Below are 26461 nucleotides of genomic sequence, written 5' to 3' on the forward strand. Positions count from 1 at the left end.
CACAACTTCCTGTGGTGGGGAGATGAAGCTGTGCCGGCACCGAGGGAACGGATGCTCCGACTGCTGTCGCTGCTACAGACCGGCCGACGTTGGCCCGCAGGCGAACTCGCCACCGCCATGGAGACAACCGGACGGACGCTTCGCCGCGACATCGAGCACCTGCGCGAGATGGGGTACCCCGTCCAGAGCATCCGGGGACCGGGCGGCCACTACCAGCTCGTCTCGGGCCAGGCCCTGCCTCCATTGATGTTGGAAGACGACGAAGCGATCGCCACGATCCTCGGCCTCAAACTCGCCGCCGCCGACAGCACCGGCACCGACGCCACCACCGAAGCAGCCCAACGCGCCGTCAGCAAGCTCCGGCGCATCCTTCCCGCACGGCTGACGCGCAGGACCGATCAGGTCCTTGCGGCCGTCGAAGTAGGCAGCGCCGACTATCCACAACCGACACCTGAACAGGTGGGTTCCCTCGCCGAAGCCATCTCGACGCATCGGTGTCTCACCTTCACTCATACCGGCAAGCGAGGTGCGCAGCATCGCACGGTCGAACCGGTGCGTCTCGTGCGTATGAGCCGACGCTGGTACCTCTTCGCCTGGGACCGCGACCGGGACGACTGGCGTACGTTCAGACTCGACCGGATCACCGACACCGCGGCCATGACCTCGACATTCGTCCCAAGGCATGCGCCCGCGGAGGACCTCATCGGCTACCTGCGAGATCGCTCCCACGACAGCACCGTGCACCGCGTCGTGCTCACCCTCCATGCGGGTGTCCCCGAAGCGGCATCACGCCTGTACCGCATCGACGAAGCACTCGAACCACTCGTCGAGAACCGATGCCGCTACATCGCGTACGTCGACTCCTATGAGTGGCTCACGCTCGTCCTCGTCCTCACCGACATCGAGTTCACCATCGAAGAACCCGACGACTTCTGCGCCCACGTCTCCGCCGCGGCGCGCCGTCTCCTCCGCGCGACTTCCGCGCACTGAGCAGAGACTCGCGCGGGCGTCCGAACCGACCGTGCTGCCGTCTTCAACCTGGCGCGGCAGCGCCTCCGCGGGCAAATCCGATGTTGTAGCCGGATTCCCGTAGCGGATACGGCGCTGAATCCCCAGCCCGCCTCGCCGCCTTGGACGGTGTTCTACATCGGGAAACGAATGCCAGGCGGGGAGAGGGCCCGCCACCCACTGGGGGCAGGGCCAGGATCTACGCCCCTCGGATTGATGCCTTGAATTGAGTCATAGAAAGGGTCTGCTGCACGGATAGGTGACAGTGGGGTTTCATGCCGCGAGGGCTGCGGCGGGTTTCATAGTGGTCTCGAACTCGATGGGGGTCAATCGGCCCAGCCGTAGTTGCCGACGGCGCCGGTGGTAGGTCCGTTCGATCTGATGTGTGGCACCTCCGGCGCCAATCCAATGACGCCAAAGCCGACCGGATGGCGAAAGCACTGCTGGACAGGCCCTTCATCGACGTGCGGGCCAGGATGACATGGAATGTCTGCCCGCTGCTTCACACCGTCCCCAGAGGCGAACACCGAACTCACTAGCTGGTCTGCTGAGCCGGGGGCAGTCGCCGCTGAGCACCCAAAGGAGCCAATGCTGCCCGTCAGGGCTGCCGGGTCAACGGCTTGCTCGTGGATGCCGTGTCCTGCTCCTGTCCGGTCGTGGCGGACCAGCTGGCGAGCAGTTTCAGGGCGTCCTCGGCGGAGGTGTTGGGGGGCGCGCTGTAGAGGACCACGCTCAGGCCGCTCTCGTCCGGGAGACTCATGGCTTCCTGGTCGAGTTCCAAGTCGCCGACGAACGGATGGGCAGGTGGCCGACTTGCAGCCGGATGACCGTGCCTGAGATGACCGGGAGGTCGCCGACGGGGTGATCGGCCCAAGCCGAGCGTCGGCTCAGCAGCGGGTGCAGCCGGTGCGCTTCTCGGGGTCCGCCATGGCCGCCGCGCGTGCCCGACCGTATCGAACCGTATTGTTCATTGTTAATGTAAATGCGCCGCGCGAGGCACACACCTCACTCCACGGCAGACTCGACACGAGGTGTGAGCAGAAAATAGACGAAGGAGCCAGCTCAAAGTGAAGGCTGCACGCTACTACGACCGCGGTGACATCCGCATCGAGGACATCCCGGAGCCCACTGTCCGACCGGGCACGGTGGGCATCGACGTCGCGTACTGCGGGATTTGCGGCACCGACCTACACGAGTACCTCGACGGACCGATCTTCGTCCCGCCGGCCGGCCACCCGCACCCGGTCTCGGGTGAGTCCGCCCCCGTGACGCTTGGCCACGAGATGTCCGGCGTCGTGTACGCGGTGGGTGATGGCGTCGAGGGCCTGAAGCCGGGCGACCGCGTCGTCGTCGAGCCCTACATCCTGCGCCCCGACGTCGACACCAGCGAAAATAACCCGACCTATCACATCTCGCCCGACATGAACTTCATCGGGCTGGGCGGCCGCGGCGGCGGGCTCGCGGAGAAAGTCGTCGTCGAGCGCCGGTGGGTCCACCCGGTCGGAGACGTCCCGCTGGACCAGGCGGCCCTCATCGAGCCGCTGTCGGTGGGGTACCACGCGTTCCAGCGCTCGGGCGCGAAGGCGGGCGACTTCGCCCTCGTCGGCGGCGCCGGCCCTATCGGGCTGCTCACCTGCGCGGTGCTCAAGGCGATGGGCGTCGAGGTCGCGGTCACCGAACTCAGCCCGCTGCGCCGGCAGAAGGCGCTGGACACCAAGGTCGCCGACCACGTCATCGACCCCGCCGCCACCGACGTTGCCGAGGAGGTCCGGCGCCTCACCGGCGGCAAGGGCGCGGACGTCGCATTCGAGGCCACGTCCGTCAACGTCGTCCTCGACACACTGCTGAACGCCGTCAAGCCGGGCGGCGTCATCACCGTCATCTCAATCTGGGGCAAGCCCGCGTCGCTCGACATGCAGAAGCTCGTCCTCAAAGAGGTCGACCTGCGCGGCACGATCGCCTACGTCAACTCCCACCCGCAAACCATCAAGCTCGTGCAGGAGGGGCGCATCGACCTGGCGCCGTTCATCACCAAGACCATCCGCCTGGACGACCTCGTCACCGAAGGCTTCGAGACCCTAATCCACCACAACGAGACGGCCGTCAAGATCCTGGTAGACCCCCACTCCTGACACGCCGACGGACCCGGCCGCGGGTTACCGGGGCTCGTCTCTCCTTCCTCATCCTCATTTGGTTGCAAAATGGTCCCCGATGGACCGTCCCGGCACCGATGCACTCATCTGTGGCCCCGATGGCACCGCCCAAATCGCCCAGCACGCCCAGCACGCCCAGCACGCCCAGCACGCCCTTCAGATGATGGGCCGCGCCATCGGCCAGGACATTCTCCTCGCGGCCTGCGTAGACTCCCCTGGGCTGCCCCTGTGTTCCCCGCCCATCACTACAATCAACCTGCGCCCCCAGCCTTGCGGGCTGCCCCGTGATTGTTCCGCAGCAGCCAGCCACCCGGGCCAGATCCTGAAGACCGACGGAGACCGCCTGGCGGGAGATCCGTTGCCGCTTCGCGGGTGTCCCCGACATCTCCGTCACCGTCCCTCCCGCCGCCGGTGCCCAGGACCCCACCAAGTGCACCGCCCTGCGCACCGGGCACCGCTTCAAGCGGGACGGACGCCTGACCATGGAGCTCCAGGTCTCCTCCGGCACTCTCGGCGTCGGCGGCCGGCCTCTGATGGAAGGGCTGCTTCACCACGCCGCACACGGCCTGGCACTGACCCGGGACATCACCGATGTCAGCGGCGGTGACCGGCGCTGGCACAACAAACGCTATGGCCGGCTCGCCCGCGAGGTCGGGCTCACGGTGCCGGCCCTGGCCGCCCGTGTCGTCGGACTGGGCCGGTGCCCGCTGTCCGATACGGAAGCCGCGACGTGGGCGGAGGTCATCGCCGCCCTCGACGCCGCGGCCGGCGTCCAGCTCGAAGCCACCGTGGAGTCCGTCGCCCCGCCGCGAAGCGGACACTCCGGCGCCCGCTTCGCAATCGTCTGCGAGTGCACCCCGCCCCGTCGCCAGCAGGTCCCCGCCACATGCCGGGCGCCTGAGAAGGCGGCGTCTTGACCGGAGCGGTGTACCGTTGCGCCACCAGCCGGGAGACAGCGGCGTTCCCCGCCGTTCCCTGAAGTAACTGAACGGTGTGCCTGCTCAGCCGCCGGTTTTGGGGTACCGGGGCGGATGCCTGGCCGGGAACTGGGGAGCTCTGCTGGGGTGCGTCGCGTGGAGACTGATGAAGCCTATTGCTGTCGGGCGACTTCTCCGGAGTGGCTTTCACGGCACCACCCCCATCGCCTCGCCCGCTCATCCGGCCGTGTGCTCCCTCAGCATGCGAAGGAAGACAGAACTGAGGGATGAGCACCCGGGTAGTCACCGGGGCAGAGCCGGCTACCCGATGGGGAAGCGTCGGAGCTCTTGCCGACGTCGCCTCTGACCAGCGGGGCCAGAGATGAGTGGCGTCGTCAACGAACGCGTACCGATCGGTCCCTTTTTCACGAGCGATGTCCCTCGACTGACCCCGGAGTGAGACACCCCAGGTCAGCGCGCCGCGTCCTCCTTCGGTTGCCGGCGGCGAGGTCGACTAGGCGGGCGGAGGCCGGTTCGGGATCGGTGTTCCCGTCGTTGTACTCGTCCATCAGGTACGACGCGACGTGGTCCCGGTGGGCGCGCCATTGGTACAGCTGGTTCATCCGGACGCCACGAAGGGCCACCAGGTCGGCCAGCTCGGTATCGGAGGCTCGCGAAGGCGGGGGTTCGGTCACGCTCTCCAAAGTGGCACCCGCAGGTAGCACCGGAGTACAACTCCCGGGGCTGGTCAGGCCCTGGCCGGCTCCTTGATAAAGCGGTGGGGGTGGGCTGCCTTGACGTACTTCATCGCCGTGGAGGGAGCCATCCCGAAGACTCGCATCAGGTGGACGGGGTCGGCGGTCTCGTGCGCTTCGTCGAGGATCCGATCGATCCTCAACTTCGCGGGCTGAATCCCAAGGTTGGTGAAGATCGGTTGGATTCCGTATTTCGCGACTGGTGGCCCTTCTGAATCGAGGGCGGTGACCTGCGTGACGAACAGATGAGGGTTGGTGCTGCGGGGCCAGCGCTCGACTCGTTCCCGGAGCCAGTCGGTGAGGAGCTTCAAGGTCAGCTCGTCGAGGTAGACGGTGTGCTTGTCGCCGCGGCGGGGAGTGATCAGGCGGCCGGCGGACCGGTTGAGGTCGGTCAGCTGCAGGCGCCGGATCGCCCTGGCCATGGAGCTGGACGATCCCGGCTTCCATCACAGTGTGCTGGCTGACTTCCGCGAGCGCCTCGCACAGGACGACCGCGCCGACCGTCTTCTCGATCTGGCGCTCGCCCGCCTGAAGGAAGCCGGCCTCGTACGCGAGCGCACCACGCAACGCACCGACTCCACCCATGTCCTGGCCGCGGTGCGTGACCTGACCCGGCTGGAACTGGTCACCGAGGCCGACCGTGCCGTGCTGGAGGAAGTGGCCCGCACTGCTTCACATCTGCTGACCGGCCTGGTCGACGAAGACTGGGGGCGCCGCTACGGCCGTCCGGTCCGGCTGGGCAAGAACCCCACCCGGCCCAAGACCAGGATCCTCAAACGAGTTCGCCCACGGACACGGCATGCGCCGTTGCCGCTACCGAGGACAGCCGAAAGCCCACCTGCAACACGTCCTCACAGCCATCGCCGTGAACATCGAACGACTCAGCAGCAGGTCAGCGACCGAGGAACCCTCTGTACCGAGACCACCGACGCCTTCCAGACCTTCCTGGACCAGAACGAGATCCCTCGGTCAAAGTCCTGGCGAACCCTCGGCAGCTGAGCCCGACTGTCCAAGATCCCCGACAGAGTCAAGCTTACGACGCAGGCGCGATCGTCCCGACTCGCAGATACTTCGCGAACTTGATGTGGGTGAGGGGCGCGTAGGCATCGCCGTTGGTGCCTGGCGGCTTCGATCCGTACTCGGACGTGAAGCTGAACTCCCCGGCGTTCTTGACGTTGAACGCTCCGTACTCCTGCAGTGCCTTCGCGACCAGCCGCTCGTACGGCTTGAGCGAGGTGTCGGCGTCGACGTCGTACGCGCGGTCCAGCCAGATGAACTGCCCCTCGCGCCAGCGGCCTTGCTCCGGGCCATCGCTTCCAACCGCCGGGAAAACATACTGGCCGTTGTTGTCTGGGGTGCCGAAGCTCAGGGCGTGATCGATGCGGCCGGCCTTCCAGTCCGCGCGGGTGATCACTCCGGCGAGGCGGGACAGGCCGCTGCCGGTGGCCTGGCCTGTGACGGAGACCGATGAGCCGCGGGTGTCGGACACGGCTCCCCATTCACAGCTCGGCCTGCCGTCCTGCACCTCAGTCCGCCAGCACTCCACCGACCGCCCGTCCGGCGTGATCACCACCGCCCATTGGCGCTCTGGTGGCGGTTCCTTCCACGATGCGTCCCAGGGAAAGCCGACGCCTTCGAAGGGGTTGGGCCCCCATTGCTCGACGTGCTTGCGGGGGGTGACTTCGTAGGTCGGGGTGCTTGAGGTGGCTCGGTACACCAGGGAGCCAGCCTTGCCGGTGTACAACTCCACCCGGCCCAGGGCGAGCAGGTCGGCAACCATCTGCGCAGAGTCGGGCGACAGGTAGGGACGCGGATGCCGCTGGTTGAAGGCATCATCGTTGGAGAAGAAGCGGGGAGAGTGGTCGGCAGCGTCCGACGGCGGCGGCTCGTGCGCAAGCCGACTCACAAGAACCGCTACGGCGACCACCAATGCGAGCCCGACGGTTCCAGCGGCGGCAACGACCGGCCACCGCCGTCTCGGTGCCGTGCTGAGCTCGGCCTTCGCCGCTCGCCACCGTCGTTCCCATTCCGTGCGGTCGCCGGCGCAGGCTTCGGCGTAGGCCAGGGCGACTTCGAGGGGTGGCAGCTGTCTGCCCTTCGCGGCGTTGGACAGGGCACTGGATGACTGGCCCGTACGCGCGGCCATCTGACGGTACGTCGGACCGCCCGCCGAGTTGCGGAGGGCCCGTAACTCGAAGGCGAACCGCTCCACCGGATCGCCCGATGGGGGCTGGGATGCTGCGGCCACCTGTCCGTCCTCCAAGTCAAGGCCCGTGATCGTCTATGTGCGACGTCTGGTCAACCTCCCTGAGTCTAGGAGGCGCCCAGATCTAGGGAAAAGGTCTCGCGCGGCGGCATACCGCAGAAGGATGGACTGCATGGATCAAGGATGGGCGGCCCTGGCCGGAGCCGGAGTAGGCGTCATCGGCACTCTGTGCACCTCGTGGCTGACGTATACGTCCGCTCGGCGGCAGGCGCGTGACCAGGGCACGGTCGAACACGGTCGGGCGCTGCGGAGTGAACGCCTGGAGGCGTACCTCGCATTCATGGAGGCGGCGGAGCCGGTCGACAGCGTGCTGCACCGAGTCGCGCACCAGGACGGTGTACTGGCCTCCGCCCGGGACGCCCCGCCTCCGACCGATGTGTTGTACGCAGCCGTCGAGGAGCTCGGTACCGCGGTAGACGCGCTCTACAAGGCACAGGCGCGGCTCGATCTGATGGGGCCGGAAACCGTGGCTGCGGAGGCCGTGAACGTGTGGTCGGACGTGCGGTCCCTGCGGACCTACCTCGAAAGGGTGCTCCACGGGATACTCGAAGGGGAGTTGTCGGATGATGGGTATCGCACCGGCCTCGAAGACGCAGTTGACGCGGTGGAAGTGAGCCGGGAGAAGTTCGCCCGGCGCGCTCGCGAGGTGATAGAGACTCCACCGTGAGGCCGCCAGAAGTCCGCCGCCAGATGACCTCGGGGGTTGGGAGCGACTGGTGGCTGGCCCAAAGGTCTCCAGCGCAGATGAGCCAACAGGGCTGGCATCGGTACAGGGCACCTCGCTGTTGCCAGTGTCTTGGGTCGACTCCACCGAGTCGCCGGTCACAGGCCCTGTCCTTAGCTAATAGGTGCTTCTTTCCGTGCAGCCGACAGGTCCCATCGTTGCAGGTCAGGAGTACTTCTCGCGTTTCCGGCCACGTACCGGACAGCCACCCTCGCGAAAGCCCGAGGCTAATGCTGTGACCGGGATGGTTCACCGTGATCGGAAGGCGACTCACGGGACGAGCGCGGTCCGCAAGGCGACTGGTATTAATGGTGCATGCAGGAAGAGACCGCGCGATCAGCGATCGACACGTTCATCTCCGCGTTCAACGCCTCGGACGACAGCTATGTGACTGCGCTGCTCTCCCAGGCCCTAACCTCGGACGTGGTCTTCTGGGGCCCGTTGGGCCGCAGTGAGGGGATCGAGGCGGTCGAGCGGTTCGTGCTGGACATCCGGCGCCACCCCGCGGGGACCGGCACGATGGTGCGCTGTTCGGCGGTGGACATGCCGGACGAGTGGGCCCGGTACCAGTGGGTCTTCACGACGCCGGATGGAGGCCCCCGCCTGGCGGGAACGGACGTCGTCCATCTGCGGCGGAGCCTCATCGACCAGGTCATCGTCTTCGCGGGGGAGATCGAGCCGTCCGGCTCCTGACCCGGCCCCGTTCGGGGCTCCGGGTCTGCCCAGCCGAGATCATCTTCACAACGCTTCGGTCGTCCGCGCTTGGCCACGAGCGGGCCAATGATGCGCTTTGGCTGTGTAAGTTCGCGGTTGGTCAGGCTGCGGTGTTGAGGCGTCCGCCCCAACGGATGCCCTTCTCGCTTCGGATGCGGGCGCGTTCCTAGCGTTCGACGGCCAGGACGTCGCGGTGGCGGGCGTTGGCGTTGCGCCAGCGTAGATTGGCGTGCAGGGCTCGTCCTGCGCGAGGGGTTCCTCGCCGTGGTGGACGGCAACGGGCCGCGCCCGCTCGGCCGGTCCACCACGACGTTCGGCGGCGTGGGCATCGGCGCGGTCGCGGTGAGCCTTCACGGGTGGCCCGCTCGCGCAGCTCGTCCGGGTACTTCCGTGGTGCAGGCATCGGACCTGTGTTCTCCCATGTACCGATGGCGATCACGTCTGCCTTCAGGATCGCCACAAAATCCGCTTCAGCTCACTGGATGTACGGGGTTTCGAGACCTACGGCACTACGACAGTCAGTGATGTGCCAGTCAGCTCAAAACCGAGCTTTTCGTAGACGCGGCGGGCTGGATTCGCATCGCTCACGACGAGCGAAATGTCGGCCAGCCCGTCGGCCGCAGCAGCGCTGAGCGCCCGGCGCAGCAGATTGGCGCCAAGGCCTGCGTAGCGGGCTTCGGGCCGGCGGAACACGTCCGCGATCCACGGCAGTCCGTCACGGTCGGTGATGATGGCCCCAGCGACAACACGGTCCGTCTCGTCCACCACCAAGGCGCTGCACGGAAGGACCGGCCCGAGGACGGAGCCCGCGAGGATGGGTGCCAGAAGCTTGTTGAGCGCTTCTTCGTTGCTGCCGGAGTGGTGGTCGGGATGGTCGGCAGGAAAGGCGGCTCGCCATGCCGGGAACACCGCGTCGGCAGCGAGGTCACAAGGGACCGCCCGAAGTCCGTTACCCAGGGCGCATGATGACCAGTCGGTCGGTGGCGGACACGCGACCAAGTCCCTCCGCATCTCATGGGCGTGCCGCATCACCCGTGCGCCACGGCGCAGCAGTTGCTCACCGAGCTCCACGGCTCCCGAGACTGCCCATCCGGACATACCGGAGACGATGGTGTCCACGTGGTCGGGGCCGACCACTTCGGCCAGGTCCGCCCATGGGTGCCCCTCCCGAACACCCTGCAGATAGGTCAGGACCGGCACACCCTGCCCATTGGTCAGGGTGTGGCGCTGCTCGTCGTTCTCAGCCACTCTTCATCCTTGGAAAATCATGTGTACTTTGCGTGCGCATTTTGCGGTTCCGCATCCGGTGTCGCAACGGAATTTCCGCAATTTGTGCAGTGAACGATTCCCCGGTCCCCATGAGGGTCGAGTGAGCCGTCCCGATCGCCGTGTCGGCGACCTCGACCAGGAATCCGCCGTGCACCGTGCCCTGTTGGCTGCCGTGCAAGGCCGCGTCCACCTCGGCACGAACCAGGGTGGTTTCCTCGCCGGTGTCGACGATGTGTAAGCCGGGCAGGTCGGAGATGGGCGTCGGATACCGGCTGCCCACCATCGGCGATTGCGCGCCCCATGACCTCTGACCCTGACCCCCGCCGATGCCTTCGAGGCATGTCGTCGAACCCCGATGGGTCTTCGACGGCAGCACCGCGCGTCCCCAGAATACGGGCACTACCCCTTCGCGTTGCCGAGGAGTTCACCGTGTCCCTCTTGTACGCCCGGCGCTGTTGTGCCGCGCTGGCTTTCCTCGTACTGGCTCTGGTCCTCGTGCCGTTCTCGCCGTTGGCGGCGAGACCCGCGTACGCCGCGACCGCCGTACCCGGCGATCCGCTCACCGGCAGCGGCGCCGTGACCAGGTCGGTGCTGACCGCCGCCGACCTGGCCAGCGGCGGTCAGCACCGTCACCGACGACGCCTTCGCGCTGCCCGCGGCGGCCGCCGCCCCGACGCACACCTTCGAGGGCACCCTGACGCTCAACGGCGTGGCCACCGCCGGCCGTTTCCGCACCATCAAGGACACCTACCACTATGCAGCCATCGCCGCGCTCAAGCACCTGCCACCGGTGAGCATCGACCTCGTGCAGAACGGCAGCCACGTCATCCCTGCCGTCCGCGGCCTGCAGATCACCGGGAGCGCGTACTGGAACCTGATTGTCGGGGGCGGCCGCGCCTGGAACGAGAACGGCGACGGCGGCCGCACCCGCGTCTCGCTGCCCTTCGCGCTGGTCGAGCGCAACGCCAACTGCGTGCACAACGGCCTGCTGACCTTCCTCTTCGACGGCAGCACGATCTCCCGGGTCCGGTACCAGATCGTGCACGAGACGTGCGAGTACTTCCAGTTCGACATGTGGGGCCAGGTCGGCACGACCTACTCCCGGCACACCGTGACCGGTGACACCGACCTGAAGAACGCGTACGCCGCCGAGGTCGCCCACCGCATCCCGACCAAGCCGATCAGCGCGCTGAGCACCGACTCCCCGAACGCCGGCATCGACACCAGTGCGTTCGGCAGCGGCGTCACCGCCTCGGCGCTGAGCACGTACGGGGTGTCCTACGGCGGGGTGAACTACGTCGGTGCGTGCCAGACCCGGCAGGGCGCGTACCCGTACTGCAACCAGATGGTGCTGCCGTCGTACTCGCTGGCCAAGACGATGTTCGCCGGGATCGTGCTGATGCGGCTGACGCAGGTCTACGGCTCGCCCGTGCCGTCGCAGCTGATCCGCGACTGGGTCAGCGAGGCGGACACCTCCGCCTGGAGCGGCGTCACGTTCCAGGACACCGCGAACATGGCCACCGGCAACTACTCCTCCAGCGCCTTCGAGTCCGACGAGTCCGGCAGCGGCATGACGGCGTTCTTCGACGCCGAGGCGTACGGGCCGAAGATGACCGCCGCGCTGGCCTTCCCGCACTCCGCCGCGCCCGGCACGAAGTGGGTCTACCACTCCTCCGACACCTTCGTGCTGGCTCGGGCGATGCAGAACTACCTGGTGTCCAAGGCCGGCGCCGGCAGCGACATCTACCGCTGGATCCGTGACCAGGTGCTGGTCCCGCTGCACCTGAGCCCGGACGTGCTGACCACCGAGCGCACCGGCAACAGCGCCACCGGGCAGCCGTTGGGCGGGTACGGCCTGTTCTACACGCAGGACGACATCGCCAAGGTCAGCCGGTTCCTGAACGCCGACGGCGGGAGGATCGGCGGCGTGCAGAAGCTCGACCCGACGATGCTCGCCGACGCGATGCAGCAGAACCCGGCGAACCGCGGCCTCACCACGACCGCCGACACGACCGGCAGGACCTACCAGCACCAGGACGGCCTGTGGGCACGGCAGTTCACCTCGGCGGACGACCCGGTGTTCACCAGCCCGGTGTACGTGCCGTTCATGTCCGGCTTCGGCGGCATCACCGCGGCGATGCTGCCCAACGGCGCCACGTACTACTACTTCAGCGACAACAACGAGTTCGGCTGGTCGGCGGCGGCCGCGCAGGCGTACAAGCTGCCCGTCACCGGCGGAGGCGGCTGAGGCGGCGGGGCGACCCTGCACGGCCGGCCGGCTGCTCGGCAACGGCGGCTCGAGAGGGACGGCGTCGCTGTGGACGGCGGACGACAAGGCCGAGTCCAACAACGGGCGGGAAGTGCCGCACAGCGGCGCCCGGTTCGCCTTCATCGGGATCGAAGCCGGTGGCCGGTGATCGAGCCTGGGCTTCTGCATGTTCCTGCTCGACTGCGTGCTGCGCGGTGTCCAGTGCCCATGGTCAGAAGGACCCCAAGGCCGGGAACATCATCCGCAGTTGACGTCCCCACTGGTGACTCGTGGGAGGGGGACGGCATCTGCCGGACCCCCTCCCACGCTCTTCTGCCGTCAAGAGCTGTCCGCCCGCCATGCCGAGGGGCGAGTCGCGCAACTCACATGCTGGTCCCGCTCCTGATCCGCGCCTTCTCGAACTCCGCCACCGGGTCGCCTCCGACGCTCCAGGGCCAGGCCGTGACCGTCCCGTTGATCGCCTCGAAGACCGGACGGGCCTGGCCGCGCCGCTCGGCGGCCATCAGCGCGTAGGCCAGCAGGTTCAGGTCGACGACGGCTGCCGCGCGGTGGAAGAACCCGGGCCGGGCCCAGGTGCGTGCCGCACGGTCGAGGGCCTGGGCGGCCGATGCGTTGGACCAGTGGGTGCGTGCCATCAGCGCCTCGACTCCGCCGCCGGCGAGGACGCACTGGTACTGCAAAACCTCGGCGGTGAGCTCGGTGGCCGCGCAGGGCGCGTTCGCGGGCGTGCTGGCGCGGAGCGCGTCGACGAAGTCCAGTACCTGGACGCGCGATACCATCTCCTGCGGCCCCAGATAGCGCAGCTTGCTCAGGTACGCATCGCGGTTCCAGCAGTCGCGGGTCAGTACCTCGTTCCACAGGCCGAACACCTCCGGCTGACTGCGGCGCTCGAGCCGTGACAGACCCAACAGGATCACCCCGGGAGTGGGGTCCTCCGGCGCCAGTTCGGCGGCGCGCAGACAGCTGTCGCCGCGTCCTGCGGACGCCCCCGGGAGCGTCCGTGTTCGAGCTGCGCCCATGCGGACAGGACGAGCGCGCTCGCGTTGCGCGGCTCACGAGTGGCCCAGGAACGGGGCCCGTGCGATGCGGACAGGCGGTACGCGAGGACGGAGAGCCGGTGGGTGCGGCAGTCCCAGTCGGCCCGGCTCTGGTCCAGGAGACGGGATACCTGGGTCATGCACAGGTCCGTCGTCGCGATCGTGCCCGTACTTGTCGTCGCCTGGAGGGACTTCAGCAGCCGGCCGAGGGCAGCATCGTCGAGCTCCAGGACGAGACGTGGCCGTCTGCGGCGACTTGAGAGAAATGCCATGCACACCTCGCTGAGGACCTGGTCGTGCCCGCCAGCGCTCCCGAGACCGCGGCGAGCGTCCTGCGCACGGCCCGCGAGCTGCTGCGCCAGCCTCTCGGGTCGGCAGCTGATGCGGGATATCGCCGCATGGTGGGGCGCACCGGGGCCACCGTCCAATGCCTGCCCGGTCTGGTCAGACCTGCCTGCCAGGCATACCTCCGTGTAGTCGTCGCTGCGGTTCACAGGCGGTCGGCGACCTGTGGTCCGTACCGCTCGACGCAAAAGCGGGACAACCCGGCGGCGAATGCCTCGATGCTGTGCAGCGCGTAGTGGCTGGGGTCCCACGCCGCGTGCAGGTGGATCTGCAGGGGTTTGTCTGTCCTGTCGAGGATCAGCAGCGGGTGCAGGTCGAAGCGGGGGTCGTCGGAGACCACCGCGACACCGTGGCCCGAAGCCGCCATGGCCTGTGCGACGTGCGGGGTGTCGCATTCGAGCACGATGTCGTACGAGGCGTCCGCGTCCTGCACGGCGTGGTCCAGGATGCGGCGGGTGCCGTGCGCCGGGGTGAGGACGATGAGGGGCTCCGCGGCAAGTTCCCCGATGGTGACGCGGTCCCGGTCCGCCCAGGCGTGGTCGGCACGGACGTAGGCCCACAGCGGCAGGCGGGCCACCGGGAGCCCGGCGAAACGGCGCCTCGGAGGTGACGAGGAGATGGCTACGTCGGCGCCCCGCGCAAGGGCCTGGTATGCACGTGCCGGGCTCTCCGCCTGCACGGTGACGAGCGGATCCTCCGGCCCCCAGGTGGCCAGGAACGGTGCGATCACGTCGGTGATGGTGGTGGGCGGCGCCGCCACGGTGATCCGCATGGCACGACCGGCCGCCAGCGCACCGACTGCGGCCTCGGCGGCGTCCGCGCGGGCGACCAGGTCGCGGGCCAGGGGAAGGAAGCGCCGGCCGGCCACCGTCAGGACCATCTGCTTGCCGCCGCGGTCGAAGAGTGTCATCCCCAAGGTCCCCTCCAGGCCGCGTAGTTGGCGCGACAGTGAGGGCTGGGCGACGCGGACCACTTCGGCCGCCTTGGTGACCGAACCGGTCTCCACGATGGTCAGGAAGTAACGCAGCACTCGGAGTTCCATGGCGGTGGTCCCTCGGGAGACGTAGGAGGCATGACCGTAGGAGGCATGACACGTTCATGCCTCAGAGGCATGGTAACCAGCCCTTCCAAGTATTTGAGGCTATGGCTGGCCAGCCGCATTCTTGTCCCACCGGAATTTCGGGTGATCGGCGCCCGAATCTCCGTCGACTTCTCCTCGAACAGTTCCTTCGATTGGCTGGTGTTCCCGCATGGCCCGCCCCCTGCCCCTGATCCTCGCCCAGGCGCCCGGCCGCCCGGCCGACGACCTCGCGGGCTTTGCCGCCGACGTGGAGCGGCGCGTGAGACTGCGCGTACCCGGCGCCCTCGTCGTCTACCCCGAACTGCACCTCGGCGAGAGCGCCCCCGGTGTCCCGGCCGCCCCGGCGGAGGGGGCCGAGCCGCTCGACGGCAAACGCGATGCGGCCTTCGCCGAGCTCGCGGGGGATCTGGGCATCTGGCTGGTGCCCGGCAGCGTCTACGAGCGAGGCGCGGGCGACCGCGTCCACAACACGACACCGGTCTATTCACCACAGGGTGAGCGCCTCGCCGCGTACCGCAAGGTCTTCCCGTGGCGCCCGTACGAGACGACCACACCCGGCAACCGGTTCGAGGTCGTCGACCTCGCCGGGGTCGGCCGCATCGGGCTGTCCATCTGCTACGACACCTGGTTCCCGGAGATCTCCCGCCATCTGGCATGGATGGGAGCCGAGTTGATCGTCAACGTGGTCCGCACGACGACGAGCGACCGCGCGCAGGAAGTCGTCCTCAACCGCGCCAACGCCATCGCCAATCAGGTCTTCGTCGCCAGCGTCAACTCCGCCGCCCCTTCCGGGATCGGCCGCAGCCTCGTCATCGATCCCCAGGGCACGGTGCGCGCCGAAACCGTCGACGCCGGCGACTCCACCCTCACCGACGTGATCGACCTCGACGAGGTCAGCAACGTACGCCGCTACGGCACCGCCGGCCTCAACCGGATCTGGGACCAGTTCCGCCCCGGCGACCCGGCCCTCGAGCTCCCGCTGTACGGGGGCCGCATCGACCCTGCCACCTGGAACCCCGCCCACACCACCGAGGAGCCACCACGATGAGCAGCGAGACCACAGAGAGCACCATGAGACTGAAGGGCGACCTGAGCCTCCTCTCCGTCGTCCTGTTCGGCCTGGCCTACATCTCCCCCGGCATCGTCGTCACGATCTTCGGCGTGGTCGCCGCCACCAGCGGCGGCGCGGCGCCGACCGCGTTCGCCATCGCCACCGTCGCGATGCTGCTCACCGGGCTGAGTTACGCGAAGATGGCGCGCGCCGCGCCCGGCGCGGGGTCGGTCTACACGTACGCCCGCAGGATGCTCGACAGCCGCATCGGTTTCCTGTCCGGCTGGGCGATGCTGCTCGACTACTTCTTCATCCCGATGGTCGGCTGGCTGATCACGGCGATCTACTTCCATGCCCAGTTCCCCGAGGTACCCAAGTGGGTCTGGCTGATCGTCTCGGTGGGCGTCACCACCGCCATCAACGTCTTCGGCATGAAGCTCGCGGACCGCGTCAACAAGGTCCTGATGTTCATCGCTCTGGGGTCGCTGGTCCTCTTCGCCACCCTGTGTGTCGTCTTCCTCGGCAACCACGGCTCCTCCGCGCCTGCCACGGACGCCTTGTGGAACTCCGGCACGTCGATCGGCGCGGTCACTGCGGCCGCCGCCATCGCCGCGTACTCCTTCCTCGGCTTCGACGCCGTCTCCACGCTGGGTGAGGAGGCCAGGGGCGGGGCGAGGACGATCGGCCGCGGCATCATCGGCTGCGTCATCGTCGCCGGCGCGATCTTCATCGTGCTGTCCTTCGTGATGCAACTGGTCCACCCCGGTGCGAAGTTCGCCGACGTCGACGCGGCCGCCTACCACCTGAAGGTGCAGGTCGGCGGCAAGGCGTACGCCGAGATCATCAACTTCGTCACCATCGCCGGATCCATCGCCTCCTGTATCGCCCTGCAAGCTTCCGCCGCCCGCCTCATGTATGTCATGGGACGCGACGGCGCACTGCCCAAGGCCGTCTTCGGCAACCTGTCGAAGAAGACCGGCACGCCCGTCCTGAACCTGCTGCTGACCGCGGCCGCCGGTGTCATCGCCATGAAACTCGACCTGACCACGGCCACTTCGTTCATCAACTTCGGCGCCTTCCTCGGATTCACCCTGGTGAACCTCTGCGTGATCGCCCACCTGGTCCGCGAGCGCAGACACGGCCGTACCCCCCACCTCTTCTCGTACCTGGTGATGCCGGCCATCGGCGCTGCCGTCTCCCTCTACCTGCTCACGAAGCTCGGTCACGTCGCGCTCCAGATCGGCGGCGTGTGGCTGGCGATTGGCGTCGTCTACCTGGCCGTCCTGACCAAGGGCTTCCGCCAGCCCGCACCGGAGATGACCTTCGACGACGACACCGCGGCCACGGACGCAGTCTCCGCGTAGCTCCCTCTTGATGTGGGGAGACGAGGGTGCCCCCGACCACTGGTGAACTGGTGCATGACCGCAGCCTCGGAGACCTGTTGGTCCACCGTGATGTGGTGCTCGACGGACTCGATGCTCCGCAGCGCGCCGCCCGTACCGTCCTGGCCGACGTCCTGGACGGCAAGGCGGAGGGTCACCTCTTCGATGCCATGCTGTTGGCCAGCGAGCTCATCGCCAACGCCATCCAGCACGGCAGCGGCGCGGTCCTCATCAGGGTCGAGGTCTACGAGTTCGGTGCGGCGTTGGGCGTCGTCGACCGCGGTGCCGACATCACTGCCGTCCCTGCCCGACCTTCGAACGCGTCTGTTGGCGAAGGGGCGGTGGCCGCAAGCGGGCGCGGGCTGTTCATCGTGGACAGCCTCGCCAGGGCAAGGTCGGTCGAGGAGACCGAGAACGGAAAGATCGTCATCGCTACCCGGGCAGCGAACTGCCCGCGCTGGAGAACGTGAGCGTCCCCGTCCGCCGCGGCGAAGTCCTGGCGATCGTGGGCGCGAACGGCTCGGGCAAGTCGACCCTCGCCAAGCTCCTCGCCGGGCTCTACACCCCCACCCACGGCGTCGTGACGTGGGACGAGGTGGACCTGACCACCGCCGACCCCGAGCAGGTGTGGTCACGCCTCGCGATGCTGCCGCAGGACATCGCCCGCTGGCAGGTCACCGCTCGGGAGAACATCACCCTCGGCCAGGGCCACGGCGACGACCAGGCGGCGGTGCTCGCCGCCGCGAAGGCGTCCGGCGCGGACGGCGTCATCGCCCGCCTGCCCGACGGCCTCGACACCAATCTCGCCCCATCACAGTGGGGAGGCCGCGACCTGTCGGGTGGGCAGTGGCAGCGTTTGGCCGGCGCGCGGGCCCTCTACCGCGACCACGCCCCGCTGCTGATCTGCGACGAACCGACGTCCGCGCTCGACCCACGTACGGAGGAAGCCGTCTACGACCGTATCCGGGCCCTGAGCGCGGGCCGTACGGTCGTCCTGATCACCCACCGCCTCGGCTCCACCCGGGCCGCAGACCGGATCATCGTTCTCGACGGCGGACACCTGCTGGAGGAGGGCACCCACGAGTCGCTCCTGGAGAACGAAGAGGGCGAGTACGCGGCCATGTGGCGGGCGCAGGCCCGCACCTACAGCGACCAGCCCCAGGTGTAGACGAATGTCGGAGCGGTCCTGACGGCCCGGATCACTGCCTGTCAAAGGCCCATTCTGTCGTCGGCTTGCTCGATTTCATGGCATGAGCGCCCCCGCGCAGTCAGGGAGGTTGCGTTCCGGCCTGCCTGCCGAAGCCGTTCGATCAGCCGGGCGTTTTCTTCCTCCAGCTCGACGTTGCGCAAGGTCCCGTGGATATCAGCCACAGTGGAAGCCACGCGCCCGCACGTGCGAGCTGCTGACGGCCGTGGACCGGGTTCTGGCACGCTGCGCGGCCCAGCTGCCGCTCACGATCCGGCAGGTCTGGTACGCACTGGTCTCCGACGGCGTGCTGGCCAAGGAAGAGCGCATCTAGGACTGCCCGCCCCCGCCCGCACCGTCCTCATCTCTCCGTGGCTGGACATCACCCGGACCGACCCGCGCACCGCCCAGCTCGAAGACCGCGACCCCTGGCTCGCCGTCACCGGCGCGCGCTACGCCGGGGACCTCTACCGAGGCGCCCTCCCCGCCGACCACCCCCACGTCAGCCCTCTGCTCGCAGACCTCACCGGGCTGAATCCGATCTCGTTGTTCAGCGGAACCCGCGACATCGTCAACCCCGACGCCCGGCGACTGGCCGCCCGCGCCACGACCGCAGGCGTCGAGCTGGACTTCCACGAGGCGCCGGAGATGCTGCACGTCTACCCCCTTCTGCCGATACCCGAAGGCAGAGCGGCCCACGCCACCATCTGCGCGGCCGTGCGGAGCTGACGCGAACCACCGCTGCCCAGCCGCGAGCGCCGTCTGCACTGGTCGTACTTCCAGCGCCGCAGCCTGGCCCGAGCCAGCCGTTCCTCTCACCAACGCCGTTCGACCACCTCCTCAAGGCCACACTCGCCGCGCCCACCCGCGTACCCTCGTCCTGGACGAGGCACAGTGGCTCTCCAGCGACCAGCTGGAGTACATCCGCGTCGATGGGCGCGGATCTGGTAGTGCACTCCGCCACCAAGTACATCGGTGGGCACAGCGACGCCACGGGCGGAGTCGTCGTCGGTGGCTCGACCTCGCCGAGCAGGACCGAGGGCGGCCTTCCGGGGCGGGGCTCGTCCGTCAGTCCGTCCAGACGCAGGGCGATGGACCTGGAGTGCCAGCGGTTCACCGTCGCGTGGGCGATGCCGAGTTCGGCCGCGGTCTCCTTGTTCGTTCCGCCCTCCGCACTCCGCAGCACGATCTTCGCCCGCAGCGCCAGGAACTGCGCGGGCTTCGCCCGCCGCGACCAACGCGTTAGCTCCGCACGCTCTGCCTCGCTGAGTGCCATCCGCCGGTCAGCGAACGCGAGTGCCACTTGCGCACCGTCTCCGTGGACACCCTGTAATCCGCTGGCACACGCGTGTTTGACGCGCCTTCCGCGCAGACCAGAACGATCCGGGCCCGCTCCGCCACACGAGCTGGGACGTGCCACACAGGGCCGCCGGCCGCCGTACCTCATGTGTGGTGAACTAGGGCCCGGTTTCGAGATGTTGATCTCGTCTCGGCAAGAAAGTTGGAGGGATCGTGAACCTTGGCGGGGGGACGTGGCAGCGACTGACCGCCGTGGTGCTCGTCATGGCGGTGGCGGCCGGGTGTACGGGGCAGCCCGAAGGGCCGGACGGCGGAAACGACAAAGACCTGCTGCGGAACCACGACTGGACGCAGATGCCAGGCACCACCGCGCGGAACGACATCCTGCGGGTCAGCGCATCGGATCGGCACATCGTGGAGCAGGACTCCTCCGGCGGCCAGCCCAATCCCCCGCTGAACCTGGCCGGCCCGCATCTGAGGTCCGATGGCGACTTCACCGTCACCGCACGCATGTCCGGTGTGGGCGACGATGACGGCGACTCATGGCTGCGGCTGTACGGACGGGTACCGATCATCTACGACGAGTGGCGGCAGGAGCGGCCCTCACTCCGCGTAGGCGTGACCGCCGACGGACAAGTGAAGGTACAGATATGGGACGGCGAGGGCGACGAGCCAGCCACCTCCAAGGTTTTCGACTGCGGCTGCTCCGGGACGGTGACGCTCGCCGTGTCGAGCATCGGTGACACCTTCCGCGTGAAAGCCGACGGGCGGCTTCTGGGAACCGTGCAGGACCCGGGGGTGTTCGCCGAGGGCACTGTCTGGTTCGGTCTGGAGGCGGACGCGGACGAAGACGAGCGTCGCGAGGGATGGCGTCTGACGCAGCTGATCGCGCGGGCAGAGAGCGGTGACTCGCTCCGCGTGGTCAACGCGCCGCAGCTACGCCAGGAGCAGTCCGACGACTCGCTGCGTGCGCGGGCCGCAGATGTGGGGCGGCCGTTCGACGTCGGCGCCGCCCTAGCCGAGAACCCGCTGCTCACCGACTCCCGCTACCGGGCGCTCGCGGGGAGCCAGTTCTCCATGCTCACTCCGGAGAACGCGTTCAAGCCACAGTTCCTCCACCCGCGCCGGGGCATCTACGACTTCCGCGACGCGGACCTACTCGTACGCTTCGCCCGCGCAAACGACATGAAGGTGCATGCGCACACCCTCGCCTGGCACGAGGCTCTGCCCAACTGGATGCGGGAGAACGACGATCCCGAGGAGGTGCGCCGGACCATGCTCCGGCACATCGCCACGGTCGCCGGTCACTTCAAGGGAAAGGTCGCGGAATGGGACGTGGTCAACGAGCCCATGTCCGACGACGAGAAAAGCTACACCAACGGGGATCTTGGTCTGCGCTCCGAGCAGAGCCCGTGGTTCGAGGCCATGGGCGAGGAGTACATCGACGAGGCGTTCAGGGCCGCCCACCGGGCCGATCCGAAGGCACGGCTATTCCTCAACGAGTACGGGGTCGAGGAGGAAGGCGAACGGTGGGACGCCCTTTACGATCTGGTCAAGAGGCTCAAGGAACGGGGCGTACCGATCGACGGCGTGGGTTTCCAGAACCATGAGTACGCACCCGGCGACCGCACAGACCCGGAGACCTTCCGCAGCCATGTGCGGGATCTGGCGGAGCTCGGGGTCCAGGCGCGGGTGTCGGAGATGGACGTCCCCATAGGCGAGGACGAGGAGGACGGGCGGGAGACCCAGGCCGACGAGATGGTGGGCAAGCTGCGGGTCTGCCTGGAGGAGCCGAACTGCACATCGTTCTCCACATGGGGATTCACCGACCGGTACGGTTCCACCGCCGACACCAAGATCTATCCTCCGCGCACGGCCGATTCCCTGCCGTGGGACGCGGCCCTGCGGCCGAAGCTGGCGTACGAGCGCCTGCTCGAGGCCTTTGACGAGGCGTGAGGCATCAGGGCTCCCGGACCACTGGGGCCCTACCCACGCTGGGCACTGTCACGTTGGCTGACCGGGTGGGATGATCTTCGGGTTGATCATGGTGAAGGGGGTTGTCCGTGGGCAGTACGCCGCCGTCGTGCAAGGGCACCGGTACTCGGTCGAGGTGATCTCCCAGCGTGTGGCTGTACTTCCACTTCCCGTTGTCATTCCGTGAGGTGGAGGAGCTGATGCTGCAGCGCGGCTGCATCGTGTCCTACGAGACGATCAGCCGGTGGTGTCTGAAGTTCGGGCAGCCCTACGCCAACGCGCTGCGCCGCCGATGTCCCCGTCCCGGCGACAAGTGGCATCTCGACGAGGTCTTCATCACGATCAACGGCGAGCAGAAGTACCTCTGGCGCGCGGTCGACCAGGACAGCAACGTGCTGGACATCCTCGTCCAGAACCAGCGCAAGGCCGCGGCCAGGCGCTTCTTCCGTCGGCTCCTCAAAGGAATCGGGGCCGCGCCGAGGGTGATCGTCACGGACAAGCTCCGTTCCTACGGCGCCGCTCACCGCGAGGTAATGCCCTCGGTCGAGCACCGCTCCCACAAAGGCCTGAACAACCGGGCCGAGAACTCCCACCAGCCAACGAGGCAGCGCGAACGCGCCATGAAAGGCTTCCGCAGCGTCGGAGGAGCTCAGAGATTCCTGGCCGCGTTCAGCGGCATCTCACCCCACTTCCGGCCACGCCGGCACCGGAGGACCGCCCCCGACCACCGCACCGAGATGACCGTCCGCTTCGTGATCCGGGACCAGATCACCGGCGCCACCGCCCCACCCACCGCAGCGTGACCCAGGACCCCACCCAACCCCCACACGCCCTGACGCGCCCTCAACCGATCAACACCCCACCAACGTGACAACGCCTGCGCCGCAGGTGCCGTCCGACGATGCGGTTGATCCTCATCAGTCTGCTCACGCGCTTGCGGTTGATCTTTCTTCCGCGGGAGCGGAGTCCGGCATGGACGCGCGGGGCGCCATAGGCGCCCTGGTGGTCGGCATGGATCTGTCGGATCTCCGACACTGTTCGCTCTTCCTCGACGGCTCGTTCGGCACGGGCGTCTGCAGTGGCCCGGTGCTGGTAGTAGCCGGAGCGGGAGACGCCCAGAACCCAGCAGATCCGCTTCACGCCGAAGTCGGCGCGACTCTCGGAGATGAAGTCCCAGCGGCGGGGGCTCACTTCACCTCCCGGGCGAAATAGGCGGCTGCCCGGCGCAGGATCTCGCGCTCCAGCTGCCACTCCTTCTCCGCCTTCAGCAGCCGGGCGTTCTCCGCCCGCAACCGGGCCAGTTCCTCAGCCGGACTCCCCCGGCCTCGCGGCGCTCGGGCAGTTCCTGCGACTCGTCTTCCTTGCGGACCCACGTCCGCAGCGCTCGGCGGTGATACCGAGGTCCGCCGCCACCGCCGCGTATGTGCGCCTGCCGCCCGCGGCGCGGTAGAGCGCGACCGCGTCCTTCCTGAACTCCTCCGGATACGGAGACTTGCGTCCCACCTGGACATCCCTCCCTGGACCATCAAGATCCATTGTCAGGGTGTCCACTCCAAAGGATCAACCTCAGTGCGCACACTGGCCACGGCCCGAACACACCCCGCGACCTTCCCGTACAGGTGACGATGACCGCGCTGAGCTGGGCAAAAGCGGAGAGCGAGATTCAAGCTCCTCGCCCACGCTCGGCGACGGCAGGCGCATGGGCCCGCCTTCGCTGACGATGCCACCGGCAGTTCCACATTCGTCCCCCTTACCACTGGCCGCTGAGCGAATTGCTGCGCAGTGATCGGTGAGTGCCTGGGTGTGATGCCGGTCTTGCGCCCGGGTCACGAGTCAGCTGACCACGGCTGTGCGGTTCGCGCCATCGAACGTGGACAGGGCTGTCCCATAACCTGGCGGCGCATGATGACACCGTGGCCCCGGGGGATGCATGGACTCGTTGTCCTTGGTCTCGGCGATCGTCGCCGTCTGCAGTGCGGCGGTTGCCGCGCTCTTCAGCTGTTGGCAGCAACGCCGCCTGCGGTCATGGGAGCAACGCAACTACATGGACTGGTACGGGGCTTCCCTGGCCTGGGCCACGTTCGATCTGCAGACCAAGCTCTACAACATCCTGCACGGCCACGTCGTCGATCTGGACCCCTCGCGCGACGCCGGCTTCCTGGCGGGCGGCCAGGGCCGCGGCTGTGCGGGATTCTGGAACGGCAGCGGTCTTCATGCGATGTCCTGCTCGGGTGGTTGTCGGTTTTCGCCTTCTCGCTCTACGCCCTGATCAACACGAAGTCCGTCACCCTGCTGATCCTCGGCATGGTCCTCGGCCAGGTGCTGCAGTCCGCGATGTACGCACCGCTGGGCCCGCTACTGTCCGAGATGTTCAGCACTCGGGTCCGCTACACCCGGGCTTCTCTCGGTTACCGACTGGCCGCGCTCATCGGCGGCGGCTTCACCCCGCTCTTCGCCAGCAGTCTGCTCTCCGCCTCGGGCGGCGTCTCCAGCGCTCCCCTCGCCACCCTGGCCATGGGCTGCGGACTTCACCGCGATCGCCATCTGGCGCATCGGCGAAACCTGCGGACGGGACCTGTTGGAGGAGGACACCACTGCGCTGCCGGCCCGCCTCACCAGCGCCGCGCCCGAGTCCGCGGAGCCACTGACCGGCAAACGGACGGAGCCTCGTCGATCACCAACCGCGTCCGCTGATCGACGAGGCTCCCGCCGTTTCCGCCCCCAGCCGGCCGATCGGACTCCCTTGCCTTCTCTCCAGTATGTAAGCGCCTGGCGCGTATCTGAACTGTCCCTACGCGTTCGTGGATTGCGCCAGCCTGCCGGTGTTCCTTCACCCGGAGATCGTCGGCCGCCTACGCCTACGCCAGGAACCAGCTCATACCCTGGGCAAAGGGAATGCCAGAGTCCCCGCTGGCACTGCCGCGACCACGAACGCCTCCCCGAGATGAGCGACTCACTGATCACCGGGGGCACGATCACGCTGACGAAGCTGCGTGTTCAGTCGTGCCAGGTGCTCACAGCCGCTTTGACGTAGTCGGTGAAGTCGCGCGGCCGTCGGCCGAGTGCGCGCCATGCGCCGTCGGAGATATGGCTGTCCATTCCGCGCCGGATCGGGCTCACAGCCTCCGCGTAGTCCTCCGCCTCGGCGGCCGACCATCCCTGCCCGGCGAGTTCGGCGACGAACTCACCGTGGGAGAGCGGGACATAGCGGATGCGGCGGCCGGTCGCCTCGGAGATCTCGGTGACGGCCTCGGCGATGGTCAGAGCCCGGGGCCCGGAGAGTTCGTACGTCTGCGCGGCGTGGCCGTCCTCGGTGAGCGCTGCGACCGCGACCGCGGCGATATCCTCGGCATCGACGAAGGAGACTGCGCCGTCCCCGGCCGGTAGTCTCAGTTCACCGGCAAGGATCGCGTCCCGGAAGATGCCCTCGCTGAAGTTCTGTGCGAACCAGGCGGGTCGCAGGATCGTCCACGCGATACCGCTCTCGCGCACCGCGCTCTCACCGTCCACGTGTGTGGCACCTGCGATGTTGGCTTCGCCGGAGTAGCCCGGCACATCCACGCCGCGCCCCGACAGCAGCACGACGCGCTCGACTCCCAGCTGCGCGGCGCGCTCGATGAAGGGGCGAGTGAGGAGGTGCCCGTCGAGCGGCACGAGGTATACCGCCTGCACCCCCTCCAGCGCGGAGTCCCACGTGGTGCGGTCGCGCCACTCGAAGGCCGGCTCACCGGAGCGCGATGCCACGCGGACCGGGGCCCCTTGTGCCCGCAGCCGGGACACGACCCGGCTGCCGGACTTGCCTGTGCTGCCAGTTACCAGAATCGGATGCTTGGTCATGAGGCCAGTCAAGACACTTCTCGCGAGACAGTCCATGGCTACCAAGCTCACTTCGATGTCTGCACGTCTACTGTGGGGGTGTGGATGTGCTCTCTGAACTGCTGGACGGAGTGAGGGCGCGGGGTGCCCTGTTCCGGCAGACGACCATGAGCGGGCCGTGGTCCCTACGGTTCGCCAGCGGGTCACCGCTGACACTGGCCACGATGCTGCGCGGACAGGCGTGGATCGTCCCCGCCGATGGCGAACCGGTGCCGGTCGGCACCGGAGACATCGCGATCATCCGCGGCCGGGCGCCATATACGGTCGCAGATGATCCGGGCACCCCGCCGCAGGTAGTGATCAAAAGCGCCGATTACTGTAGGCGCGCCACCGATGATGAGACCGGCGACGGCCCGGACGGCTCGACCCTGCTGCTCAGCGGCGCCTACACCGGCCGCGGCGAGATCAGCGAGCGGCTGCTCCAAGCACTGCCCGAAGTGCTGGTGATCCCCGACGCCGACGGCCGCTGCCCGCTGCTTGATCTGGTGGTCCAGGAGTTCGTCACGGACAGACCCGGGCAGCAGGTGATGCGTGACCGGCTACTGGACCTGATGCTCCTCTCCACGCTGCGGACCTGGTTCGACCAGTCCGAGGCCCACGCGCCGCCGTGGTATCGCGCAATGAAGGACCCAGCGGTAGGCCACGCTCTGCGACTTCTCCACGACGATCCGGCCCATCCGTGGACCGTGGCGAGCCTGGCGGCCGAGTCGGGAGTGTCCCGCGCTGCGCTGGCTCGTCGCTTCACCGCACAAGTCGGCGAACCGCCGATGACCTACCTCGCCTCGTGGCGCATCGACTTGGCGGCCGACCTGCTGCGCGAAACAGAGGCTACGGTCGGCTCGATCGCCCGGCAAGTCGGCTACGCCAACACCTTCGCGCTCAGCGTCGCCTTCAAGCGCCTCCGCGGCATCACCCCGACCCAGCACCGCATCACAGCGCCCCCCAAGCTCGGGGAATGAGAAGGCCCGTCAGTACGTAGTGATCACGGGTGAAGAGCCGGGAGCCGGGCCCCTCGACGGTGATGGCGTTGCCGAAGCGTCTGCTGCCCAGCAGGGGCCAGCAGTTGGCTGGAACTCGAGTTGACACCCGGAAGTCCCTGGACGACCCGCAGTAGAGATGCAAATATACGCAGAATGCCACATAATCATGTAGACC

28 protein-coding genes and 5 pseudogenes are annotated in these 26461 nt (G+C 67.9%); 18 read left to right on the top strand and 15 right to left on the bottom strand.

Features of this window, described 5'->3' with window-relative positions; translation table 11 throughout:
* Positions 1 to 30: 30 nt before the first annotated feature.
* Complete coding sequence (locus OHA19_RS01705; protein WP_405749128.1) at positions 31 to 990, top strand: helix-turn-helix transcriptional regulator; 960 nt, start codon at positions 31 to 33, stop codon at positions 988 to 990.
* Between the two features lie 616 nt (positions 991 to 1606).
* On the opposite strand, the gene OHA19_RS01710 is transcribed toward OHA19_RS01705, so the two are convergent.
* Positions 1607 to 1882 carry a hypothetical protein gene (locus OHA19_RS01710; RefSeq protein WP_405749131.1) on the bottom strand — a complete coding sequence of 92 codons (276 nt, stop codon included), beginning with the start codon at positions 1880 to 1882 and terminating at the stop codon, positions 1607 to 1609.
* Positions 1883 to 2075: 193 nt separating this feature from the next.
* Between OHA19_RS01710 and OHA19_RS01715 the strand changes: the two genes are divergently transcribed.
* From OHA19_RS01715 to OHA19_RS01725, 3 genes and pseudogenes are all read left to right on the top strand, one after another.
* Entirely contained in the window at positions 2076 to 3140 is a 1065-nt protein-coding gene (locus OHA19_RS01715; RefSeq protein ID WP_405720684.1) for a 2,3-butanediol dehydrogenase, read from the top strand.
* Between the two features lie 79 nt (positions 3141 to 3219).
* Positions 3220 to 3414, top strand: a pseudogene (locus tag OHA19_RS01720) (substrate-binding domain-containing protein); the annotation flags it as partial.
* A gap of 229 nt (positions 3415 to 3643) precedes the next feature.
* Positions 3644 to 4078, top strand: coding sequence for a hypothetical protein (locus OHA19_RS01725; RefSeq protein WP_405753376.1), 435 nt, complete (start codon positions 3644 to 3646; stop codon positions 4076 to 4078).
* A gap of 425 nt (positions 4079 to 4503) precedes the next feature.
* On the opposite strand, the gene OHA19_RS01730 is transcribed toward OHA19_RS01725, so the two are convergent.
* From OHA19_RS01730 to OHA19_RS01740, 3 genes are all read right to left on the bottom strand, one after another.
* Entirely contained in the window at positions 4504 to 4773 is a 270-nt protein-coding gene (locus OHA19_RS01730; protein WP_405720682.1) for a hypothetical protein, read from the bottom strand.
* Positions 4774 to 4826: 53 nt separating this feature from the next.
* Entirely contained in the window at positions 4827 to 5255 is a 429-nt protein-coding gene (locus OHA19_RS01735) for a hypothetical protein (protein ID WP_405720679.1), read from the bottom strand.
* 611 nt (positions 5256 to 5866) lie between these two features.
* Positions 5867 to 7081 (bottom strand): helix-turn-helix domain-containing protein, encoded by a 1215-nt coding sequence (locus OHA19_RS01740; protein ID WP_405749134.1) that lies wholly within the window; start codon positions 7079 to 7081, stop codon positions 5867 to 5869.
* Between the two features lie 130 nt (positions 7082 to 7211).
* On the opposite strand from OHA19_RS01740, the gene OHA19_RS01745 reads away from it, so the two are divergent.
* Positions 7212 to 7766, top strand: coding sequence for a hypothetical protein (locus OHA19_RS01745; RefSeq protein WP_405720674.1), 555 nt, complete (start codon positions 7212 to 7214; stop codon positions 7764 to 7766).
* 372 nt (positions 7767 to 8138) lie between these two features.
* On the top strand, positions 8139 to 8516 hold the full coding sequence (locus OHA19_RS01750; protein WP_405720672.1) for a nuclear transport factor 2 family protein: 378 nt from the start codon (positions 8139 to 8141) through the stop codon (positions 8514 to 8516).
* 121 nt (positions 8517 to 8637) lie between these two features.
* On the opposite strand, the pseudogene OHA19_RS01755 reads toward OHA19_RS01750, so the two are convergent.
* From OHA19_RS01755 to OHA19_RS01770, 4 genes and pseudogenes are all read right to left on the bottom strand, one after another.
* Positions 8638 to 8778: pseudogene (locus OHA19_RS01755) on the bottom strand (IS630 family transposase); the annotation flags it as partial.
* Positions 8779 to 9038: 260 nt separating this feature from the next.
* The gene (locus OHA19_RS01760; protein ID WP_405749137.1) at positions 9039 to 9785 is read right to left on the bottom strand and encodes a GNAT family N-acetyltransferase; all 747 of its coding nucleotides are present in this window, start codon (positions 9783 to 9785) and stop codon (positions 9039 to 9041) included.
* Positions 9778 to 10206: a PaaI family thioesterase gene (locus tag OHA19_RS01765; RefSeq protein WP_405749140.1), complete on the bottom strand. Its 429-nt coding sequence runs from the start codon at positions 10204 to 10206 to the stop codon at positions 9778 to 9780. The genes OHA19_RS01760 and OHA19_RS01765 overlap by 8 nt, the downstream gene beginning before the upstream one ends.
* Entirely contained in the window at positions 10206 to 10511 is a 306-nt protein-coding gene (locus OHA19_RS01770; protein ID WP_405749143.1) for a hypothetical protein, read from the bottom strand. Before OHA19_RS01770 ends, OHA19_RS01765 begins: the two co-directional genes overlap by 1 nt.
* Before the next feature lie 4 nt (positions 10512 to 10515).
* On the opposite strand from OHA19_RS01770, the gene OHA19_RS01775 reads away from it, so the two are divergent.
* The gene (locus OHA19_RS01775; protein WP_405749145.1) at positions 10516 to 12054 is read left to right on the top strand and encodes a hypothetical protein; all 1539 of its coding nucleotides are present in this window, start codon (positions 10516 to 10518) and stop codon (positions 12052 to 12054) included.
* Between the two features lie 383 nt (positions 12055 to 12437).
* On the opposite strand, the gene OHA19_RS01780 is transcribed toward OHA19_RS01775, so the two are convergent.
* From OHA19_RS01780 to OHA19_RS01790, 3 genes are all read right to left on the bottom strand, one after another.
* Positions 12438 to 12992: a hypothetical protein gene (locus OHA19_RS01780; protein ID WP_405749148.1), complete on the bottom strand. Its 555-nt coding sequence runs from the start codon at positions 12990 to 12992 to the stop codon at positions 12438 to 12440.
* The gene (locus tag OHA19_RS01785) at positions 12989 to 13384 is read right to left on the bottom strand and encodes a hypothetical protein (protein WP_405720658.1); all 396 of its coding nucleotides are present in this window, start codon (positions 13382 to 13384) and stop codon (positions 12989 to 12991) included. The genes OHA19_RS01780 and OHA19_RS01785 overlap by 4 nt, the downstream gene beginning before the upstream one ends.
* A 218-nt stretch (positions 13385 to 13602) precedes the next feature.
* On the bottom strand, positions 13603 to 14499 hold the full coding sequence (locus OHA19_RS01790) for a LysR family transcriptional regulator (protein WP_405720656.1): 897 nt from the start codon (positions 14497 to 14499) through the stop codon (positions 13603 to 13605).
* 208 nt (positions 14500 to 14707) lie between these two features.
* On the opposite strand from OHA19_RS01790, the gene OHA19_RS01795 reads away from it, so the two are divergent.
* From OHA19_RS01795 to OHA19_RS01820, 6 genes and pseudogenes are all read left to right on the top strand, one after another.
* Positions 14708 to 15586 (top strand): carbon-nitrogen hydrolase family protein, encoded by an 879-nt coding sequence (locus OHA19_RS01795; RefSeq protein ID WP_405720653.1) that lies wholly within the window; start codon positions 14708 to 14710, stop codon positions 15584 to 15586.
* Complete coding sequence (locus OHA19_RS01800; RefSeq protein ID WP_405720650.1) at positions 15583 to 16953, top strand: APC family permease; 1371 nt, start codon at positions 15583 to 15585, stop codon at positions 16951 to 16953. The genes OHA19_RS01795 and OHA19_RS01800 overlap by 4 nt, the downstream gene beginning before the upstream one ends.
* Before the next feature lie 26 nt (positions 16954 to 16979).
* A complete protein-coding gene (locus OHA19_RS01805) occupies positions 16980 to 17441 on the top strand; it encodes an ATP-binding protein (RefSeq protein WP_405720647.1) in 462 nt (153 codons plus the stop codon).
* On the top strand, positions 17438 to 18139 hold the full coding sequence (locus OHA19_RS01810) for an ATP-binding cassette domain-containing protein (protein ID WP_405749151.1): 702 nt from the start codon (positions 17438 to 17440) through the stop codon (positions 18137 to 18139). The genes OHA19_RS01805 and OHA19_RS01810 overlap by 4 nt, the downstream gene beginning before the upstream one ends.
* Positions 18140 to 18364: 225 nt before the next feature.
* Complete coding sequence (locus tag OHA19_RS01815) at positions 18365 to 18886, top strand: alpha/beta hydrolase fold domain-containing protein (protein ID WP_405749154.1); 522 nt, start codon at positions 18365 to 18367, stop codon at positions 18884 to 18886.
* A 203-nt stretch (positions 18887 to 19089) separates the two neighbouring features.
* Positions 19090 to 19134 (top strand): annotated as a pseudogene (locus OHA19_RS01820) (hypothetical protein); the annotation flags it as partial.
* A 113-nt stretch (positions 19135 to 19247) separates the two neighbouring features.
* Here the strand turns inward: OHA19_RS01820 and OHA19_RS01825 are convergent.
* Both OHA19_RS01825 and OHA19_RS01830 read right to left on the bottom strand, forming a co-directional pair.
* A pseudogene (locus OHA19_RS01825) lies at positions 19248 to 19433 on the bottom strand (helix-turn-helix domain-containing protein); the annotation flags it as partial.
* The gene (locus tag OHA19_RS01830) at positions 19400 to 19579 is read right to left on the bottom strand and encodes a helix-turn-helix domain-containing protein (RefSeq protein WP_405749157.1); all 180 of its coding nucleotides are present in this window, start codon (positions 19577 to 19579) and stop codon (positions 19400 to 19402) included. The gene OHA19_RS01830 and the pseudogene OHA19_RS01825, both read right to left, overlap by 34 nt.
* Before the next feature lie 90 nt (positions 19580 to 19669).
* Between OHA19_RS01830 and OHA19_RS01835 the strand changes: the two genes are divergently transcribed.
* Together OHA19_RS01835 and OHA19_RS01840 are read left to right on the top strand one after the other, a co-directional pair.
* Positions 19670 to 21412, top strand: coding sequence for an endo-1,4-beta-xylanase (locus OHA19_RS01835; protein ID WP_405720635.1), 1743 nt, complete (start codon positions 19670 to 19672; stop codon positions 21410 to 21412).
* Between the two features lie 167 nt (positions 21413 to 21579).
* The gene (locus OHA19_RS01840; protein ID WP_405720632.1) at positions 21580 to 22233 is read left to right on the top strand and encodes an IS6 family transposase; all 654 of its coding nucleotides are present in this window, start codon (positions 21580 to 21582) and stop codon (positions 22231 to 22233) included.
* A 70-nt stretch (positions 22234 to 22303) separates the two neighbouring features.
* Here OHA19_RS01840 and OHA19_RS01845 read toward each other — a convergent pair.
* Positions 22304 to 22933: pseudogene (locus tag OHA19_RS01845) on the bottom strand (IS3 family transposase); the annotation flags it as partial.
* 427 nt (positions 22934 to 23360) lie between these two features.
* Here OHA19_RS01845 and OHA19_RS01850 point away from each other — a divergent pair.
* Complete coding sequence (locus OHA19_RS01850; RefSeq protein WP_405720630.1) at positions 23361 to 23699, top strand: hypothetical protein; 339 nt, start codon at positions 23361 to 23363, stop codon at positions 23697 to 23699.
* Positions 23666 to 24124: a hypothetical protein gene (locus tag OHA19_RS01855; protein ID WP_405720628.1), complete on the top strand. Its 459-nt coding sequence runs from the start codon at positions 23666 to 23668 to the stop codon at positions 24122 to 24124. Before OHA19_RS01850 ends, OHA19_RS01855 begins: the two co-directional genes overlap by 34 nt.
* A 303-nt stretch (positions 24125 to 24427) precedes the next feature.
* On the opposite strand, the gene OHA19_RS01860 is transcribed toward OHA19_RS01855, so the two are convergent.
* Complete coding sequence (locus OHA19_RS01860) at positions 24428 to 25267, bottom strand: NAD(P)H-binding protein (RefSeq protein WP_405720626.1); 840 nt, start codon at positions 25265 to 25267, stop codon at positions 24428 to 24430.
* Between the two features lie 86 nt (positions 25268 to 25353).
* On the opposite strand from OHA19_RS01860, the gene OHA19_RS01865 reads away from it, so the two are divergent.
* Positions 25354 to 26265, top strand: a complete 912-nt coding sequence (locus OHA19_RS01865; protein ID WP_405753188.1) for an AraC family transcriptional regulator — start codon at positions 25354 to 25356, stop codon at positions 26263 to 26265.
* The last annotated feature ends 196 nt before the right edge of the window (positions 26266 to 26461 follow it).

This window comes from Streptomyces sp. NBC_00012 (genome assembly GCF_045040875.1).
Classification (GTDB): domain Bacteria; phylum Actinomycetota; class Actinomycetes; order Streptomycetales; family Streptomycetaceae; genus Streptomyces.